Annotated in this window: 17 protein-coding genes; 11 read left to right on the top strand and 6 right to left on the bottom strand. The window is 48.2% G+C overall.

Annotated elements, in window-relative coordinates; translation table 11 throughout:
• Positions 1–58: 58 nt before the first annotated feature.
• The 7 genes from EIH22_RS06520 to dnaE all read left to right on the top strand — a co-directional run bounded on the left by EIH22_RS06520 (position 59) and on the right by dnaE (position 7,350).
• A complete protein-coding gene (locus EIH22_RS06520) occupies positions 59–478 on the top strand; it encodes a cell division protein SepF (protein ID WP_124054993.1) in 420 nt (139 codons plus the stop codon).
• Positions 479–490: 12 nt separating this feature from the next.
• A complete protein-coding gene (locus EIH22_RS06515; protein WP_124054992.1) occupies positions 491–790 on the top strand; it encodes a YggT family protein in 300 nt (99 codons plus the stop codon).
• 216 nt (positions 791–1,006) lie between these two features.
• On the top strand, positions 1,007–1,603 hold the full coding sequence (locus EIH22_RS06510; RefSeq protein ID WP_124054991.1) for a DivIVA domain-containing protein: 597 nt from the start codon (positions 1,007–1,009) through the stop codon (positions 1,601–1,603).
• 141 nt (positions 1,604–1,744) lie between these two features.
• On the top strand, positions 1,745–2,269 hold the full coding sequence (gene lspA / locus EIH22_RS06505) for a signal peptidase II (RefSeq protein WP_200829200.1): 525 nt from the start codon (positions 1,745–1,747) through the stop codon (positions 2,267–2,269).
• Positions 2,270–2,294: 25 nt separating this feature from the next.
• The gene (locus EIH22_RS06500; RefSeq protein WP_124054990.1) at positions 2,295–3,224 is read left to right on the top strand and encodes an RluA family pseudouridine synthase; all 930 of its coding nucleotides are present in this window, start codon (positions 2,295–2,297) and stop codon (positions 3,222–3,224) included.
• Positions 3,224–3,679 carry a GNAT family N-acetyltransferase gene (locus EIH22_RS06495; protein WP_124055159.1) on the top strand — a complete coding sequence of 152 codons (456 nt, stop codon included), beginning with the start codon at positions 3,224–3,226 and terminating at the stop codon, positions 3,677–3,679. Before EIH22_RS06500 ends, EIH22_RS06495 begins: the two co-directional genes overlap by 1 nt.
• Before the next feature lie 125 nt (positions 3,680–3,804).
• On the top strand, positions 3,805–7,350 hold the full coding sequence (gene dnaE / locus EIH22_RS06490; protein WP_124054989.1) for a DNA polymerase III subunit alpha: 3,546 nt from the start codon (positions 3,805–3,807) through the stop codon (positions 7,348–7,350).
• 125 nt (positions 7,351–7,475) lie between these two features.
• Here dnaE and EIH22_RS06485 read toward each other — a convergent pair whose 3' ends face one another.
• The 5 genes from EIH22_RS06485 to EIH22_RS06465 form a co-directional block, all read right to left on the bottom strand.
• The gene (locus EIH22_RS06485; RefSeq protein ID WP_124054988.1) at positions 7,476–7,700 is read right to left on the bottom strand and encodes an RNA-binding S4 domain-containing protein; all 225 of its coding nucleotides are present in this window, start codon (positions 7,698–7,700) and stop codon (positions 7,476–7,478) included.
• Positions 7,701–7,702: 2 nt separating this feature from the next.
• Positions 7,703–8,107 (bottom strand): Fur family transcriptional regulator, encoded by a 405-nt coding sequence (locus EIH22_RS06480; RefSeq protein WP_327537495.1) that lies wholly within the window; start codon positions 8,105–8,107, stop codon positions 7,703–7,705.
• An 88-nt stretch (positions 8,108–8,195) separates the two neighbouring features.
• Positions 8,196–9,143: a metal ABC transporter permease gene (locus EIH22_RS06475; protein ID WP_124054986.1), complete on the bottom strand. Its 948-nt coding sequence runs from the start codon at positions 9,141–9,143 to the stop codon at positions 8,196–8,198.
• A complete protein-coding gene (locus EIH22_RS06470; protein ID WP_124054985.1) occupies positions 9,140–9,979 on the bottom strand; it encodes a metal ABC transporter ATP-binding protein in 840 nt (279 codons plus the stop codon). Before EIH22_RS06470 ends, EIH22_RS06475 begins: the two co-directional genes overlap by 4 nt.
• Positions 9,980–10,078: 99 nt before the next feature.
• Positions 10,079–11,140 carry a metal ABC transporter substrate-binding protein gene (locus tag EIH22_RS06465; RefSeq protein WP_235001801.1) on the bottom strand — a complete coding sequence of 354 codons (1,062 nt, stop codon included), beginning with the start codon at positions 11,138–11,140 and terminating at the stop codon, positions 10,079–10,081.
• A 260-nt stretch (positions 11,141–11,400) separates the two neighbouring features.
• Here EIH22_RS06465 and EIH22_RS06460 point away from each other — a divergent pair, with 260 nt between their 5' ends.
• Genes EIH22_RS06460 through dusB form a run of 3 tightly spaced genes read left to right on the top strand, consistent with a single transcriptional unit; the run spans position 11,401 to position 15,261 of the window.
• Positions 11,401–12,795: a glycine--tRNA ligase gene (locus EIH22_RS06460; protein WP_124054983.1), complete on the top strand. Its 1,395-nt coding sequence runs from the start codon at positions 11,401–11,403 to the stop codon at positions 12,793–12,795.
• Positions 12,796–12,808: 13 nt separating this feature from the next.
• Entirely contained in the window at positions 12,809–14,047 is a 1,239-nt protein-coding gene (locus EIH22_RS06455) for a YibE/F family protein (RefSeq protein ID WP_235001800.1), read from the top strand.
• A gap of 2 nt (positions 14,048–14,049) precedes the next feature.
• Positions 14,050–15,261, top strand: a complete 1,212-nt coding sequence (gene dusB / locus EIH22_RS06450) for a tRNA dihydrouridine synthase DusB (protein ID WP_200829198.1) — start codon at positions 14,050–14,052, stop codon at positions 15,259–15,261.
• 11 nt (positions 15,262–15,272) lie between these two features.
• Here the strand turns inward: dusB and EIH22_RS06445 are convergent, their stop codons facing one another.
• On the bottom strand, positions 15,273–16,364 hold the full coding sequence (locus tag EIH22_RS06445) for a hypothetical protein (protein WP_124054982.1): 1,092 nt from the start codon (positions 16,362–16,364) through the stop codon (positions 15,273–15,275).
• On the opposite strand from EIH22_RS06445, the gene EIH22_RS06440 reads away from it, so the two are divergent.
• Positions 16,359–17,672, top strand: a complete 1,314-nt coding sequence (locus tag EIH22_RS06440) for a deoxyguanosinetriphosphate triphosphohydrolase (RefSeq protein ID WP_124054981.1) — start codon at positions 16,359–16,361, stop codon at positions 17,670–17,672. The two genes, EIH22_RS06445 and EIH22_RS06440, sit on opposite strands and share 6 nt — an antisense overlap.
• Positions 17,673–17,688: the final 16 nt, after the last annotated feature.

The raw sequence follows: 17,688 nt of genomic DNA, 5'->3' as shown, positions 1-17,688 counted from the left end.
CCGTTTTGCCTAGGATCTTTAATAGTTTTATATCAGCATGCTTAGCTAAGGAGAGAACATGGGTTTTCTAGATCGAATCAACCAAAAGGCCGTCGTTGAGGACGAAGATTTCGCTTACGAAGACGGTGATTTCGTCGATTATACGGACGAGGAATACTTTGAGTCGGAAGATGCCGACGTTACCCCTATTCGTTCCGTTGCTAACGTTGATATTGCTCGAATCGTTACTGTTTGGGTTTCTTCGTACAAAGATATTAAAGACTTCGCAGTGGAGTACCGTAACGGTTTGCCTGTAATCCTCAATTTAAGTGAAGCCGCGGATAACGAACGTGCTCGCATTGTTGATTTTGCTCTGGGTCTTTGTTTCGGTCTTGAGGGTGTTTTCTCTCGTATTTCCGACGATGTTTTCCTGTTGACGCCGCACAGCGTCAGCATTGATTCCCGTGGCTCAGACGATGAACATGATTTTGCACGCTGAGGTCCTTGAACGTTGCTAGGAATTGTACTCAACATTTTATATTGGACTTGTGAGCTGTATATTCTTGTTTTGCTCGGTAGAGTGATCCTCGATTTTGCGCAGATTTTTGCTCGTAACTGGCAGCCTCAAGGAGTGCTACTTGTGGTAGCGAACTGGGTTTATCGTTTGTCTGATCCTCCGTTGCGCTGGATCGGTCGAATTATTCCTCCAGTTCGTTTTGGCGGAGTTGCCTTGGACGTTGGCTTTATAGTGCTCTACTTCGCAATTAAACTTTTTATGTTTCTACTCACCCAGATCGCTCTAGTTATTTAAAGAATAATTGGCGGTTTTCCAACACTTTCCGTTTTTGGAGATAAGCGAAAATTAATGTACTTTTTCGTTTTCTAGCGGTGTTCTGTTGGAATGTGATAAGAAATACCTGTAACTTTGAATAAGAACAGGTATTTACCTCGAAGTTACCACCGTCTGCGTGTGGTACTCGGAGAAAAATATTTGCTATCAAACATAACTTAGACACGAGGTACTAACATGGCAATGCTGACGGAAAATGACGTTGTCAACATGCGCTTCAAAGAGCCCAAGCGCGTTGAAGATGGTTACGATCAGGATGAAGTCGATTTTTTCCTTGATGAAGTCGCTGAAACTATCGCTCAACTTACCAAGGATAAGGCTGAACTCGAAGCACAGCTGAAGTCGGCACAAGCACGTGTTACCGAGCTTGAAACCGCTTCTGGAGCTGCTGTTCCGCAGCAGGTCGAGTCCCAGCCAACAAGTCCTGATTCCACTGCTTCTTTCGCGGCAACGGGAACCGACGAGGCTGCGTCTGCAACCGGCATGCTTTCCCTTGCACAGCGTCTCCACGATGAATACGTAGCAAACGGTAAGGCAGAGTCCGAGCGCATCATCACCGAAGCTGAGTCTGAACGGACCCGCATCATCACCGAAGCTGAGGATATTCACAACCGCACCCTCACCAAGCTGGAAGAAGAGCGTTCACTACTTGAGCGTAAGATTTCCGAGCTACGCGAGTTTGAGCGTGACTACCGTACTCGCTTGAAGAGCTACCTCGAGTCTCTCCTCAACAACGTTGAGACTTCCGGTTCGGGACAAAAAGGCCAGATCTGAGAATTCTTTACAAAAAGGAGGGCATCGTCGCGGTGCCCTCCTTTTTGTATTTTGATAGTTAAGATACTTGTGTTTTGCTTTCACCGATCGTACCGATCGTCGTTACCATGGCAAGATCTGCTTTATTGATAGAGTATAGATGTGAAAAAACGTAGCGATTTTTGGATTATTCCATTGAGTATTTTGCTGGTTATCGTTGCATGCGACCAGCTCACAAAACTGTGGGCGGAGTCTCAACTCTCACAAGGGCGCGAAATTGAAGTCATTGGAAAGTGGCTATCTTTAAAGCTTACGTATAACTCCGGAGCTGCCTTTTCACTTGGTAATGGATCAACGTGGGTCTTTACAATCTTCGCCATCTTTGTTGCTATCGCAATGCCATTTATCTTGAAAAAATATCCTCGTACACCGCAGAGGATTATTCTTTCAACGATCTGGGCCGGTGCCGTCGGAAACCTTATTGATCGCTTAATTCGCGAACCTGGAATCGGTCGTGGTCACGTTGTGGACTTTATTAACTACAATGGTTGGTTCATCGGAAACGTAGCAGATATTGCGCTTGTTCTTGGAGTTATTGCATTCATCGTGATTGAAGCAATTGACCCCACCCTTCCACCAGAGGAAGCCACCCAAGAACCAAACGAAACCACGCAGGTGGAGAACTAGACTGTCGTCATAGTGAGGCAAATAGGTGAGTGTAAAGACGTATCCAGTTTTTCCTGAATTTGAAGGAGAGCGTTTAGACGCGGCGCTTTCCCGGTTTACAGGGATATCGAGATCAAAGTGTTCTGATCTGATCGCCGAAGGAAAAGTTTGGATTAATGGCGAAGTGGCAGCAAAGTCTTCAATGAAGATCGTTTCAGGGACGATTATCGAAATAGATATCCCCGCACCGCCGTCCCTAGAACCGATTCCAACTCCTGTTTCAGGAATGGATATTTTGTATGAAGACGACGACATCATCGTCGTCGACAAACCGGTAGGTGTAGCTGCACACGCGTCCTTGAACTTCGAGGGCCCCAACGTGCTTGGTGCACTTCTTGCTTCCGGGGTGCGATTAACGACGTCGGGTCCTCCTGAGCGCAAGGGAATTGTGCACAGGCTTGACGTGGGGACCACCGGAGCGATGGTTGTTGCTAAGTCTGAGCTTGCTTATTCGGTTCTGAAACAAGCTTTCCGAGACCGTACCGTCACGAAGATTTACCACACCTTGGTGCAGGGACATCCAGATCCAACCGTTGGTACCATTGAAGCTCCAATTGGTCGCGATCATCGCCATCAGTGGAAAATGGGGGTTCGCGAAGACGGAAAATTCGCCGTTACTCATTATGACACTTTAGAAGCGATGTCCGGTGGAACGCTCTTGGAAGTACACCTCGAAACTGGAAGAACACACCAGATTCGCGTTCATATGGCTGCTACGAAGCATCCATGTGTGGGTGATGAGATGTATGGCGCTGATCCCACTTTAGCTTCGAAGCTAAACTTAAGTAGACAGTGGCTTCATGCGGTCAACCTTGGGTTTACTCACCCTCGGACCGGGAAGTACGTTGAATTTCACTCGGTTTATCCAGATGATCTCCAGTATGCCTTGGACCAGATGCGGGAAGGAGTGATGTGATGATGCTTAAGGCCATTGAAGTATCAACTGAAGCTGAGCTATTGCGGTGTTTTGAGATTCGCCTCGAAGTTTTTGTTCATGAGCAGAATGTACCTGAGGAAGAAGAGCTTGATCACCTAGATCGTGACCCGAAGACGGTTCATATCTTAATTAGCGACGGGGAAAAGGATTACGCAACTGCACGTATTTTGCCTGACCATAATGGTGAAGTCCATGTTGGTAGGGTAGCGGTTCGGAAGAACGCACGCCGTCTGGGAGTTGGTCGGCTATTGATGGAGACTGCCCATAGCATCGCCTTAGCAAAATTTGCCGATAACGATGGCAAGGTGCGCAGTGTTCTTTCTGCTCAGCTTCAGGCCGTACCTTTCTACCAAGCATTAGGTTATCGAGAAATTGATGATCGTATTTATCTCGATGCGGGGATCAAGCATCGAGACATGGAGTGGCTGAGCTAATAATCCTCCTAGTGATGGAACTCATGTTACTGAATTTGGTGATATCTCGGGTTCGTTAAGGACTAAACCAAGTGCGATCCAAAACTGATGTCCACAATCGGCTCGACACTTTGTAGACTTAGACCATGGTTGCTCAACAGGATTTTGCTCATCTTCATGTACACACTGATTATTCTTTGCTTGATGGTGCTGCGAAAATCAATAAGTTGGTCAATGAGGCTGCGGCGCAAGGACAATCGGCAGTGGCAATTACCGATCACGGTTACCTTTTTGGCGCCTTCGAATTCTGGAAAGCTGCAATACAAGCTGGGGTAAAGCCTATCATCGGCGTCGAAGCATATATGACGCCTGGCACCTCACGATTCGATAACACCAGAGTCAAATGGGGAACTCCCGCACAAGCATCCGATGATGTTTCCGCTCGTGGTGCCTATACCCATATGACTCTGCTCAGTGAAAACAACACCGGAATGCACAACCTATTCCGGATGGGGTCGCTGGCATCTATCGAAGGTCAGATGGGCAAGTGGCCGCGTATGGACCGTGATTTGCTTGAGACTTATCACGAAGGCTTAATCGGCACCGCAGGATGCCCTTCTGGTGAGGTACAGACTCGTTTGCGTCTTGGACAGTACGACGAAGCATTACGAGCCGCTGGAGAGCTCCAGGATATTTTCGGAAAAGATAATTTCTTCGTTGAGATTATGGATCATGGCATCGAGATTGAACGCAAGGTTCAAAAAGATCTGGTTGCGCTAGCACGTCAGATCGGGGCACCGATTATTGCGACGAACGATTCGCACTACGTCAAGAAAACTGATGCAAAGATTCAAGACGCAATGCTGTGCATTAATTCTGGATCAACATTGATGGACCCCGATCGATTCAGGTTCGACGGTGAGGGCTACTACCTGCGCTCTACGCAAGAAATGCAGGAGCTTTTTGCCGATATTCCAGAAGCTTGTTCAAATACTTTGTTGATCGCCGAACGTTGCAATATCAAGTTTGAAACAACCAAAGATGGTGCAAACTTTATGCCGAAATTCCCGGTACCGCCAGGGGAGGACGAGACATCGTGGTTCATTCGTGAAGTTGAAAATGGTCTGCATGAGCGCTTCGGTGAAAAGATTCCAGATCACGTTCGCCAACGTGCGAATTACGAAGTTGACGTTATCGTCAATATGGGATTCCCCGGCTATTTCTTGGTGGTTTCGGATTACATTAAATGGGCTCGACGTCAAGGAATTCGTGTAGGACCGGGCCGTGGATCAGGTGCAGGATCGATGGTGGCGTATGCGCTAGGAATCACGCAGCTTGACCCCATACGTCACGATTTGCTCTTCGAGAGGTTCTTGAACCCAGAACGAGTCTCCATGCCCGACCTTGATATCGACTTCGACGATAGGCGTCGCGGAGAAGTTATCGAGTATGTGGAAGAGAAGTATGGGAAAGACAAAGTTTCTCAGGTTGTAACCTTCGGTACTATTAAATCCAAGCAAGCGCTTAAAGACGCTTCTCGTGTGCTTGGATACCCTTTTGAAATGGGAGACCGCCTCACAAAGGCAATGCCTCCGTCGGTTATGGGTAAAGATATCCCCGTCAACCAGATCTATAATAAGGAACATCCCCGTTTTAATGAGGCCAGTGAATTCCGGGCAACGGTCGACGGCGATGCTGACGCGAAGAAAGTCTTCGACCTCGCCTTGGGGCTGGAAGGCTTGGTACGCCAAACCGGTATGCACGCTTGTGCGGTGATTATGTCGTCTGCACCTCTCACAGACGTGATCCCAATTATGAAGAATGCAAAAGATGGCGCTATTCTCACTCAATTTGAATACCCACAATGTGAGGAATTAGGACTGATCAAGATGGACTTCCTGGGGTTGTCTAACTTGACGGTCATCAACGATGCGCTTCGAAATGCGGTAGAAAACGATAAGAATCCTCCGAGCATTGATGAAGTTGAATTAGATGACAAGAAAACCTATGAGATGCTCGCTCGAGCTGAAACTCTAGGCATTTTCCAGCTTGATGGTGGCGGAATGCGAAGCCTTCTCAAGCAGATGAAGATGGACAATTTTGCGGATATTTCCGCGGTTTCGGCTCTTTATCGACCAGGACCGATGGGTGCAAATTCGCATATTAACTATGCGCTTCGTAAAAATGGTTTGCAGAAGAAGACGCCGATCCATCCCGAGCTTGAAGAAGCCTTGGAAGATATTTTGGGTCAGACGCATGGCTTGATTGTGTACCAAGAGCAGGTCATGCGTATCGCTCAGAAACTGGCTGGATTTACCCTCGGTCAAGCAGATATTTTGCGTAAGGCAATGGGCAAAAAGAAAGCCGAGGTACTACAGCAACAGTTTGAGGGCTTCTCCGCTGGTATGCGTAACAACGGATATTCCCAAGAGTCGATTGATACACTGTGGGAGATTTTGGTTCCGTTCTCGTCCTATGCGTTTAACAAATCCCACTCGGAAGCTTACGCACTGGTTTCCTATCAGACTGCCTACCTCAAGGCACACTACCCTGCAGAATTCATGGCAGCTCTTCTAACCTCGAACACTGGAAAGAAGGAAAAGGTAGCAACCTACCTAGCTGAATGCCGTCGCATGGGCATTCCGGTACTGGTTCCAGATGTTAACGGCTCCCGCGCTGACTACTGGGCGGTTGGAGAAGAGATCCGCGTTGGACTCGCAGCTGTTCGAAACGTGGGTTCCAACGTTGTTGACGGAATTATTTCATCTCGTGAGGAAAAGGGAGCCTTTACGTCGTTCCAAGACTTCCTTGATAAAGTTCCACTCCAGGTTTGTAATAAACGCGCTTTAGAATGCCTCATTAAAGCAGGTGCCTTCGATTCTATGGGGTATACTCGCCGCTCGCTTCTAGGCATCGTGGAAGAAGCTGTGGACTCGGTGGTTTCCGTTAAGAGGAATGAAGCAGCCGGTCAGTTTGATTTGTTCGGTGACCTCGGGGGAGCTGAGGCTTCTGGCGGTTTCGACGTGGCGGTTCCTGATATTCCTGAGTGGGACAAGAAGCAAAAGCTGAATCTCGAACGAGATATGCTCGGCCTTTATGTTTCAGATCATCCTCTCTCTGGCCTTGAACCATTCTTGAACCGTAATTCCGACACTACGATTGTTGAGTTGCTAGATAACGAGTCCTTAAGTGATGGCGCGAACGTGGTGGTTGCAGGAATTATTTCCTCGGTTCAGACGCGTATTTCGAAGAAAAACGGAAAAGCTTGGGCGACGGCGATTGTAGAGGATCTTACTGGATCGGTTGAAGTTAACTTCTTCCCGGCAACGTATCAGACGGTTTCCTCGATGCTACTGCAAGATTCCGTCGTCTCCGTCACCGCACGGGTATCGATTCGTGATGGTGCTGTTTCGCTTAACGCACGCGAAATGACTATGCCGCCAACGGATATCGACGCAGATTTGCCGGTTGACCTGCAACTCGCTGAGCGGATGTGTACCTCAGAGTTGATGGACCGGTTCAAACAGCTATTGCTACAGTATCCGGGCAATGCGCCAGTACGGGTACACATTAAGCAAGCAAAGAAGACGACGGTTGTTCAGTTTGATCGCCGCTTTGGTGTTACTGCCAGCCCGAGTCTCTATGGTGATCTCAAGGTGCTCCTTGGGCGTGACTGCATCATCGGGCATTAAAAACGAAGCGGTATGCCTCTCTATCGAAGCAGTTGGCTGACTACTGTTAGTTGGAAATAGTTTGGTGGGTGGTTAATGAACCTTTTGGTTCTTCAACCACCCACCAAGTGAAGTCGAGTTAATTTTTAGGCTTCAACCGCTTTAATCGAAACGCTGTTTCCGTAATCATCTTCTACTGAAACGACGTCACCATCAACGAGCTGATGAGAGCGACGCTTTTCTTCTTCGCCGTTGACGAATACGTAGCCTTCAGCAATCAAGGTCTTTGCTTCTGCGCCGTTTTCCGCTAATGATGCTAGCTTGAGAAACTGGCCAAGCTTAATAGGCAGGTGAACCGCAAATTCTTCCATAGTTAATTAAAAAACTCTCTTTTTGCTGGTTTATCGTCACATGCAGAACATTGTCCGTAGAGCTCTAACGAATGGGTAACTCCGGTAAAATTATGTTCATGGGCAATCTTAGCTGCCCACTGTTCAACTGCTTCACCTTGAATATCAACTGTTTTCCCACAGTTCCTGCACACTAAATGGTGATGGTGATTGTCGTCAGCGCAGTACCGGAACAACTGCACATCTGAGTCCTCTTGACGAACGACATCGACGGACTTAACTTGTGCCATTGCCTGAAGATTCCGATAAACCGTTGCTAATCCAATGTTGTGCCCCTCTTTGCGTAGCAACTCAAAAATATCTTGAGCAGACAGAAAGTTATTCTGCGTGCGCAAGAGCTCAATAATTGCAGAACGCTGTTTGGTCATTCTCTGCATTTTTCCTCCTTTTGAAGAACGGATAACGCCATGCGTTCTTCGATAACAAGGATATTAGCGCATAAACACTAGATTGTGGTTAGTATGTGTTGTTCTGACACCGCGAACTGACCGAATCCTTGTTGCTGTTAAGTACCACTAAGTCCGAATCAACGAGTTGATGCGGCTCAGCGATATGGTTTCGATGAAACACCGAGATGATTGTAGGACGGATGATTGCAACGATCAAGTAGATTCCAACCGCAAGCAAGACGATCGTTGCACCTGGCGACCATGGTCTAACATAGGTAATCGTCAGTCCAGAGATGCTCACGACTACACCAATGCCCATTGCCAATGCCATAGTGGCACGGAAAGATCGAGTGATCATCTGTGAAATTGCGACGGGGACGATCATGAGAGCTGAAACTAAAAGTGCACCGACGACTCGCATCGCAACCGAAACCGTTAAGGCAGCGGTGACTGAAATGAGAACTGATAAGAAACCAACGGGAAGCCCAGATGCCCGTGCAAATTCGGCATCGTGACACAGAGTAAACAAGGCCGGACGTAACCCTATTCCTACGGCAATGATGAATAGGGCAAGTCCAACGGTTAGCCACATATCAAGTTCAGTGACGGTTGAAATTGAACCGAAGAGGTAGCCGTTGAGATTGGTGGTGGTCCCGCCCGCAATTCCGATTAATAGGACGCCTCCAGCGATACCTCCGTAAAACAAAAGTGCCAGAGCGACGTCGCCTGAGGAGTTTGCTCGGGTTCGCATCCATTCGATAAGGAGCGCACCGACGACGGAAGCCAAGATTGCCCCCGGAACAGCCCAGGCATCTCGGTTGGTAGCTTGCGCGAGACCAGCACCAATCCAACCCAAGGCAACACCGGTTAACGCAACGTGACCGATTCCGTCGCCTAATAGAGTTAGTTTTCGTTGCACAAGATAGGTACCAACAACTGGCGCAGCAAGCCCCACAAGTAGAGCAACAATCAACGCACGCTGCATAAGTGATGACGAGAGCATTTCAAGAATCATGAAAGATGACCTCCTAACTCAGAAGTCTGGAAACTAGGCTCGTAAGGCTCGTAAGGCTCGTAAGGCTCGTAAGGCTCGTAAGGCTCGTAAGGCTCGTAAGGCTCGTGAGGGTGTTGGTGGTCGTGTTCCGGGTGACCGTGTTCTTCTTGTCCGATGAAGGATAGGGAAGTGCCTTGAGAAACTACTTTGCCGTGTTCTAGCAAGACCGAATAATCGATGAGATCCTCTAAACCATATAGTTCGTGTAGAACAAGAACGAGCGTGACGCCGTTTGCTTTTAATTGGTGCAAGAGCGAAATGATGCTTTCCCGTGATTCCTTGTCAATTCCCGCAAAGGGTTCATCAAGCACAAGGAGTTGAGGATTTTTCACTAATGAACGAGCAATCAAAATTCGTTGCTGTTGGCCACCTGAGAAAGTTTGGACTGATTCATGAGCGCGATGTGCGAGCCCAACCATTGATAGTACATGTTGTGCTCGCTCTTTGGAGTTCTTAGGTAATCGAAGCGAAGTGCCGAATACTAAACCACTTTGAACAGTTTCGAGAGCTGTTGCTGGAACACCAGAGGTTGCGGTGACTCTCTGTGGCGCATATCCGATATTTTTCCAGGCAACTTTACGTGTATTGGAAAGTTCTTTACCAAAGAGCCTGATATGGCCAGATGAGTACGGGGTTGCATTGACGAGTGACCGAATGAGGGTAGATTTTCCTGATCCATTCGGGCCCAAGATGGCAACGGTTGCCCCTTGATCAACTTTAAAATCAATACCTTGTAAAATGTGGGCCGCACCGATCTTCACATGAAGATCTTGTACCTCAATGACGGTTGTACTCATTCGGGTCCTTATTCTGGGGGCGTGCAGTATATATTAATAATGCGCTGGTTGCCGATAATCTGCATCAGCAACCAGCGCATTATTAATCTCACGTTGATTTTACTTGCAACTCATTGACTTCGAAAGAAGTTCGAAATTCTCTTTCATCACATCTAGGTAGTCTTTGTCCTTATTGCGCTTCGTAGCTGCAGGATCAAGCACTTGAACCTTTGCTCCAGTCTCCCTCGCAACCGAATCTGCAACCTTCATCTCTTGGTCAGAGGTAGTGAAGATCGTGTTGACGTGATCTCGTGCAACGATTTCCTTGATTTGAGCAATTCGTGCTGGTGATGGTTCAAGGTCAGGATCGAAAGATGCAATTCCAATCTGCTTTAGATTGTTTTCCTTTGCGAGGTATCCGAAAGCGAGGTGGGTTACCACAAATGATCGGGTGGTGCACTGCTTGTCAGCCAGAGTTGACTTGAAATCAGAAGCGGCCTTTGTAAGTTCATCGGAAACCTTAGCTGCGTTCTTCTTGAACATATCAGCGTTCTTTGAATCTAGCTTGGCAAGTTCATCTGCAACTAGTGGTGCTGCCTTAGCTAGGCGGCTTGGATCGGTCCAGAAGTGTGGATCATTAACACCGTGGTTGTGTCCATGCTCGTCGTGACCTTCAGCTTCGTGGTCGTGACCTTCAGCTTCGTGGTCGTGACCTTCGGCTTCGTGGTCGTGACCTTCGGCTTCGTGGTCGTGGCCTTCGGCTTCGTGGTCGTGGCCTTCAGCATCGTCAACGTTTGGAAGTTGTTCCGAAACCGCAGCGATCTCAGTTCGAGGCAGTAGTCCCACGGACTTACCGATTTCCATTGTCTCCTTGATTTTCGCCGTCTTCACTGCTTTATCAATGGATGGGGACATTGTCTCAAGGTAAATAACGAGATCTGACTTCTCCATCTTCGCGATTTCAGCAGGTGAAAGTTCGGCACCGTGCGCATCGGATCCAGGAGGAGTAAGGTCGTTAACCTTAACGGCATCTCCGCCGATCTTCTCAACCAAGTAGGTGATAGGATAGAACGATGTACTTACGTTGAGTTTCGACGAAGACTTTGAATCGGTTCCCGATCCTGAACAGCCAGCAAGTGCTAATGCAGCTGCACCAACCACTGCGGCAAATTTCGTTGACATTTTTTCCTTCATGCGAACAATTCTCATTATTTGAGGTGTGATAGTCAAGCCAAAGGCGTGTGATATTTGACCTTTGTTCTCAGAATTTCAAGGCATTGTTATCATCTTTGAGCGTTGTTTCGTACAATCTAAATGGTAGAGGGAATTTTGAACCCTTTACCAACGTTCGGCAACCGGATTCGGTGCTTGGACACTGCCACAGCCAGTGGCAGAAAAACCACCACATCAGCCAGATGTGGACTCAACAAGGAGTGTATTTCATGGGTAAACCTGCACCATCTCGGTTAGACAACGTAATTTCTCTTGCGAAGCGTCGTGGCTTCGTTTTCCCAGCGGGTGAAATCTATGGTGGAACTCGTTCGGCATGGGATTACGGTCCACTTGGTGTTGAGCTCAAAGAAAACATCAAGCGCCAGTGGTGGAAGGCAAATGTTACTGCGCGTGAGGACGTCGTTGGTCTCGATTCCTCAATCATTCTTCCTCGTGAGGTATGGGTAGCATCTGGTCATGTTGCAACCTTTTCTGATCCACTTATTGAGTGCACGTCGTGCCATAAACGCCTGCGTGAAGACCAACTTATCGAAGAATATGCAGAGAAGAAGGGAATCGCCGAAGAAGAAGTTTCAATGTCCGACGTTGCATGCCCAAATTGTGGCAACCGCGGAACCTGGACCGAGTCTAAGCCATTCTCGGGACTTCTCAAGACCTACTTAGGACCAGTTGACGACGAATCAGGCTTGCACTATCTTCGTCCAGAAACCGCACAGGGAATTTTCGTTAATTTTAATAACGTATTGACGACGGCGCGCCGCAAGCCTCCGTTTGGAATAGGCCAGGTTGGAAAGTCTTTCCGTAACGAAATTACGCCAGGCAACTTTATTTTCCGTACTCGTGAATTCGAACAGATGGAGCTCGAATTCTTCGTTAAACCAGGTGAAGACGAAGAGTGGCACCAGTCGTGGATTGATGCTCGCGTGGCATGGTACAAGGAACTCGGTGTTTCTCCAGAAAACCTTCGCCTCTACGAGCATCCGCAGGCAAAACTCTCGCATTACTCTAAGCGTACGGTCGATATCGAATACCGTTTTGGTTTCCAGGGAAGCGAATGGGGAGAGCTCGAAGGAATTGCAAATCGTACGGACTTCGATCTTTCTTCACACTCCGAAGCATCTGGAAAGAAGCTTGAATACTTTGACCAAGCAACCGGCGAACGTTACACTCCGTACGTCATCGAGCCTTCAGCAGGTCTGACGCGTTCGATGATGGCCTTCCTAGTTGAAGCGTACACCGAAGATGAAGCTCCAAATACCAAGGGTGGCGTAGACAAGCGTATTGTTCTTAAACTCGATCCACGTCTTGCTCCAGTCAAGGCAGCAGTACTTCCGTTATCAAGGTCAGAAAAGCTTTCGCCGCTCGCACGTGAAATCGCAACGAACCTGCGTCGTCATTGGAATATTGATTTCGATGATGCAGGTGCAGTTGGTCGTCGTTACCGTCGTCAAGACGAGATTGGAACTCCTTACTGCATCACGGTTGATTTCGACTCGCTAGAGGATGACGCAGTAACCGTACGTGATCGCGATACGATGGCACAGATTCGTATTCCGATCGCCGAGGTTGAGCAATTCCTAGCTGGAAAGCTCATTGGCGCCTGAGTCAAGGACTTGTGTGAACTTTTTAAATAAATCGAAGGGTGCGGATGAAACAAGTCGCACCCTTTCGAATACCTCAGAGAATCTTCATCACCACATGCACTCGCATTCTCATTCGGGCCGTTTGGATCTAGATCCACAGTCTCGGAAGAAAGTTATTCGCTTGCTTTCAGCAATAATTGTGCCGATTGCGATTCTAACGGTCATAGCCATGATTTTACTGTGGCCATCTGCTGCGGAATCTAAAGTTGGATCCTATGAACTCAATGCCCCAGGAACCGAAAAGGTAATTGGAGAGATCTCCGCGATTGGTAAAACGGACCAAAATGGTAAGACCCCAGTGAAGATGAAGCTTGATGGGGTTGATGTTTCGCTCAGCGTCCCTTTGGAAATCGTCAAAAACGGTTTAGATGTAGGTGACTCTGTAGAAGCTTTATTCTCACCAGATGCAATCTCTACTGGAACAGCCTACATCTTTGTGGATTTCCATCGAAATATGCCTCTGGCGGCCATCGTTATTATCTACATTCTGGTAGTTGCCCTGGTTGCACGTGGTAAGGGACTTGCTGCGCTGGTTGGGTTAGCGGTATCTCTTGCCGTCGTCGTATTCTTCCTTTTGCCCGCACTTATGGCAGGGAAACCGGCGTTCTTGGTGGTCGCGGTTGGTTCTGCAGCCATGATGTTTGCTTCCATTTACTTTGCCCATGGGATCTCAATCCGAACAACCACGGCAGTGATCGGTACATTTGCGGGTCTCCTAATCACGGCTTTGGCTGCGGTAATTTCGATTGGCAGCAGTAATCTGACCGGAACATATAGCGATGCCGCAATCTCTTTGACAGGGCATCTTCCCAGTGTCTCGATGCAACAAATTCTGCTGGCGGGAATGGTTCTTGCCGGTCTTGGTGCCCTGAATGACGTTACAATTACGCAGGTTTCAACCGTCTGGGAACTACATACCGCAAATCCTTCAGCGAGCAGGAAACAACTGGTTCGTCAAGGTATGGTGGTGGGTCGCGATCACATCGCCTCCACTGTCTACACTTTGGCATTCGCCTATGTTGGAACTGCACTTCCGCTCCTGATGGCAGCGGCTTTAATTGATCGTGGATTCATTGATTTCTTCGTGATCGGTGAAGTCGCTGAAGAAATTGTACGAACCTTAGTGGCTTCTATCGGACTGGTATTGGCAATTCCGATGACGACGGTAATTGCTGCTATCCTCGCTCCTGTTTCGCCAGGAAAGGCATACTAATCATGATCAATATTGGTGAAGTAGCCATTGGAACTCCGGTGATGTTATCGCCAATGGCCGGAGTTACAAATCCACCTTTTCGCCAGATTTGCCGGGAATTTGGGCAGCTTGGTGCGCAAAGTGGCAATTTTGAAGCACCCTCAGGACGCACCGACGGAACTTATGCACCAGCTGGGCTGTATATCTGCGAAATGATTACGACTCGGGCATTGGTGGAACGCATTCCTGAGACTCTGAATATGGTAAAACCGGATGTAGGTGATCCGGTAAGGTCCGTACAGCTTTACGGCGTACAACCTGCAACCACAGCAGCTGCGGTGAAGATCCTCATCGAAGAAGACCTAGCAGATCATATTGACTTAAATTTTGGGTGTCCGGTGCCCAAAGTCACCAGAAAAGGTGGCGGTTCGGCATTGCCCTGGAAACACGACTTATTCGAAGAGGTAGTTACAGCAGCAGTCGAAGCATCAGAGGCTACTTCTAAGCATCGATCACACCAGGTTCCAGTTTCCGCTAAATTTCGGATCGGGATAGACGATGATCATGAGACATATAGGGATGTTGCGAAAATTGCACGTAACGCAGGTATCAGTGCATTAACCCTGCATGCACGTACCACCCAGCAGCATTATGCGGGAGAAGCAGATTGGGAAAAGATAGCGATCCTCAAAGAGTGTTCGGATCTGCCCGTTTTTGGTAATGGGGATGTCTTTGAAGCAAGCGATGCACAGAGGATGATGGATTACACTGGTTGTGACGGCGTCGTGATTGGACGCGGATGTCAGGGACGCCCGTGGATTTTCTTCGATATCGCCGCGGCTCAGCACGGGAGTACAGAACGGTATCGACCCACGTTGCGAGAAGTTGCCGATGTAATTGTGCGCCATGCGCAACTGTCTATCGAACATTTCGATGACGAACACCGCGCTTTGCGCGAAATGCGCAAGCATATGAGTTGGTATATGCGTGGCTTTTCAGTCGGCGGGGAAGTACGTCATGAACTGGGCTTGGTTAGCACTCTTGAGGAGCTTAAACAACGGCTTAGCAAGCTGGATCTTGACCAAGAATTTCCGCAGGCAGCGCAAGGAGCTCGCGGACGAGCAGGCAATCCCAAACGGCCACATCTTCCCGAGTCCTGGCTCGATAGCCACACCTTAAATGAAATGCAACGCGCAAAGATTCACGAAGCTGAGATCGGTGTTTCAGGGGGCTGAGCTGGACGTAATTATGATCTACTAGTAGACCGATGATCTATCCACACCACTTCGCCTAAGGGCAGTATCCGTGAGGTGCCGTCGTCTGCCATCGGCAAGTTTCCCGACGACGAAAGCAAGATTTCACAATCTGGAGGAAGAATTTCGCCTTCCGAGCGCTCTACATTGATTCGTATCTCAATCGGTCCAACCAACAGGTGGCAGACACCTGGCTGAGAATTGTGTGCAACTGCGATACTGGCATTATGAAGCGCCAGAGTTTCGCGTAAACGTAGAGCATGGCGCGTAAAAGGGGAGTAACCCATGGCCTTGCTCTCGAAGTAAACTATTCCCGGAAGAGCCAGAATAATGCATACGCGAGCTGAAGCTGAAAGGGTATGGTGTGCCTCGTTAAGGATATCTGGGCGAAGATTCCAAGTTGTCATTCGGTTGAACTGATCAAAAGTTGCGTAGGTTTTTTGAAGATAGCTGGTGAATGACTCGATTGTGTGGTCTTGAATATGGAATTCTGCACGAACGATGTTATAGAAATTTGTGTCTAACCAGGCATTCAAGATTTCATCGGTAATCTGAGGAAAACCAATAGAGATAGCAGCCTCCGGGTCAAGAACATTTACTAGCTTCTCCAAGGAGGCAAGTCGGTGTGTGCCAAAAACCGTAATGTCTTGTGAGTCAGTAAAACACGAAAAATTCCCTAATTCGATTCCTCTAGCTCCTGATTCGATCCAAAGATGAACGAGGTCAGTTAAATTTTCGTAGCTGAAAGGAGATGCAATTCCATAGGCTTCATACATCTCTGAACTAATATCTACCAAGATTCTGATTTCGCGCTGTTGTGCCTTTGAAAGAACACGATCTCGGTAGCGAGGGTCGCCGTCTGGCGCAATCCCCGGTACGGTTATCGTGCGAATTCCGTGGCGAGCACCGGTTGCAATCAGCGTTAGAACATCGTCGGTGGTTTCGACTCTATTAGGGTGAACTCGGTACCATGTGGCATAGTCGAACCAAGGTGATGAATGGCGAAACTTGGAATGAAGGACGGTCGTATCGGAGTCTTCTGGCGTTTGTGATGTTAGCTCATAATTTGAAGTATCCGTATGCACAGTCTTATTGTGCCACGAAAACTCGGTATCGTAGATGTTGTGCACACAGATTATGAAGCGACAGACGTTGAGCGGTGGGTGACCGAGCCACCGAAAAATAATGCTCGAACCGATTTTGAAAGAGATCGTGCTCGTGTATTACATTCCTCAGCTTTGCGACGTCTCGGCGCTAAAACACAAGTTCTTGGGCCAGAATCCGATGACTTTATTCGCACCCGTTTGACGCATTCTCTTGAAGTTGCACAGGTTGGTCGTTCACTTGCAAAGATTCTAGGTTGCGATCCAGATATCGTGGAAACAGCCTGTTTGTGCCACGATATTGGACATCCACCTTTTGGTCATAACGGCGAACATGCTCTTGATGATATGCTCAGCGATATCGGTGGATTTGAAGGAAACGCCCAGACCTTGCGAGTGCTTACGCGACTTGAGCCAAAGCGTTTCCATGCAGATGGTAGGTCTGCGGGATTGAACCTTACGCGTGCCACCTTAGATGCCACGATTAAATACCCATGGATGCAAGGTGAGAAACCGGCGTCAACATCGAGAAAATTTGGTGCTTACGACGACGACCGTGCCGTTTTCGAATGGTCTCACCAAAGCTATGAGCATCGCAGGTGCATGGAAGCCCAGGTGATGGACTTATCTGACGATATTGCTTATTCTGTTCATGACGTGGAAGATGCCGTTGTCCACAGCATCACGTCGAGCTCAAATTCTGGGCAATCTCCATTGGTCTTGTCAAATATGATGATGGATAGAGAGCAGATCGTTGCTTCAACTTTGAATTGGTATGGCAGAGCTGCCACCGAAGATGAGCTTACACAGGCTTTTAATCGACTCTCTCAGATGCCTACATGGCCACGAGAGTTTTCAGGAAATCTGCGTGATTTGGCACTCTTAAAAGATTTGACTTCTGATCTTATCGGAAGGTTCGTATTTGCAGTTTCTCAGGCAACCATCGGTGAATATGGCAACGATCCATTAATTCGCTACAGTGCAGATGTTGTTATCCCAGATGAAACTAAGGCGGAGATTCTCTTGTTGAAAGGGATGGCGGTTCACTACGTTATGCAGCCTCGCGAACACGAGCCGGTATATTACACACAACGCTCTTTGCTATATGATCTGATGGACGCGATCAGCGAAGCACCACGCGAACGACTTGAGCCGGTTTTTCTAGGTTTTTGGAATGCTGCCGAAACCGAAGCGGATCGGCGCCGCGTCATTGCCGATCAAATTGCTTCTTTGACAGACCAGTCTGCACGTCAGTGGCATGCCCATCTTTGTGGGATGCTGCGTAATTAAATCTCTGAATTGCGGT

Origin of the sequence: Arcanobacterium ihumii, assembly GCF_900604515.1 — a bacterium.
GTDB lineage: Bacteria > Actinomycetota > Actinomycetes > Actinomycetales > Actinomycetaceae > Arcanobacterium_A > Arcanobacterium_A ihumii.
The sequence above is the reverse complement of the archived record's forward strand: the minus strand, read 5'-3'. Positions and strand labels throughout refer to the sequence as shown.

Excerpts from the sequence above, each read along its gene's own strand:
- EIH22_RS06460 (WP_124054983.1), top strand. The coding sequence starts at position 11,401 with ATGGGTAAACCTGCACCATCTCGGTTAGACAACGTAATTTCTCTTGCG.
- EIH22_RS06440 (WP_124054981.1), top strand. The coding sequence starts at position 16,359 with ATGCACAGTCTTATTGTGCCACGAAAACTCGGTATCGTAGATGTTGTG.
- EIH22_RS06470 (WP_124054985.1), bottom strand. The coding sequence starts at position 9,979 with ATGAGTACAACCGTCATTGAGGTACAAGATCTTCATGTGAAGATCGGT.
- EIH22_RS06465 (WP_235001801.1), bottom strand. The coding sequence starts at position 11,140 with ATGTCAACGAAATTTGCCGCAGTGGTTGGTGCAGCTGCATTAGCACTT.
- EIH22_RS06475 (WP_124054986.1), bottom strand. The coding sequence starts at position 9,143 with ATGATTCTTGAAATGCTCTCGTCATCACTTATGCAGCGTGCGTTGATT.
- EIH22_RS06480 (WP_327537495.1), bottom strand. The coding sequence starts at position 8,107 with ATGACCAAACAGCGTTCTGCAATTATTGAGCTCTTGCGCACGCAGAAT.
- EIH22_RS06485 (WP_124054988.1), bottom strand. The coding sequence starts at position 7,700 with ATGGAAGAATTTGCGGTTCACCTGCCTATTAAGCTTGGCCAGTTTCTC.
- EIH22_RS06510 (WP_124054991.1), top strand. The coding sequence starts at position 1,007 with ATGGCAATGCTGACGGAAAATGACGTTGTCAACATGCGCTTCAAAGAG.
- EIH22_RS06520 (WP_124054993.1), top strand. The coding sequence starts at position 59 with ATGGGTTTTCTAGATCGAATCAACCAAAAGGCCGTCGTTGAGGACGAA.
- EIH22_RS06495 (WP_124055159.1), top strand. The coding sequence starts at position 3,224 with ATGATGCTTAAGGCCATTGAAGTATCAACTGAAGCTGAGCTATTGCGG.
- dnaE (WP_124054989.1), top strand. The coding sequence starts at position 3,805 with ATGGTTGCTCAACAGGATTTTGCTCATCTTCATGTACACACTGATTAT.
- dusB (WP_200829198.1), top strand. The coding sequence starts at position 14,050 with ATGATCAATATTGGTGAAGTAGCCATTGGAACTCCGGTGATGTTATCG.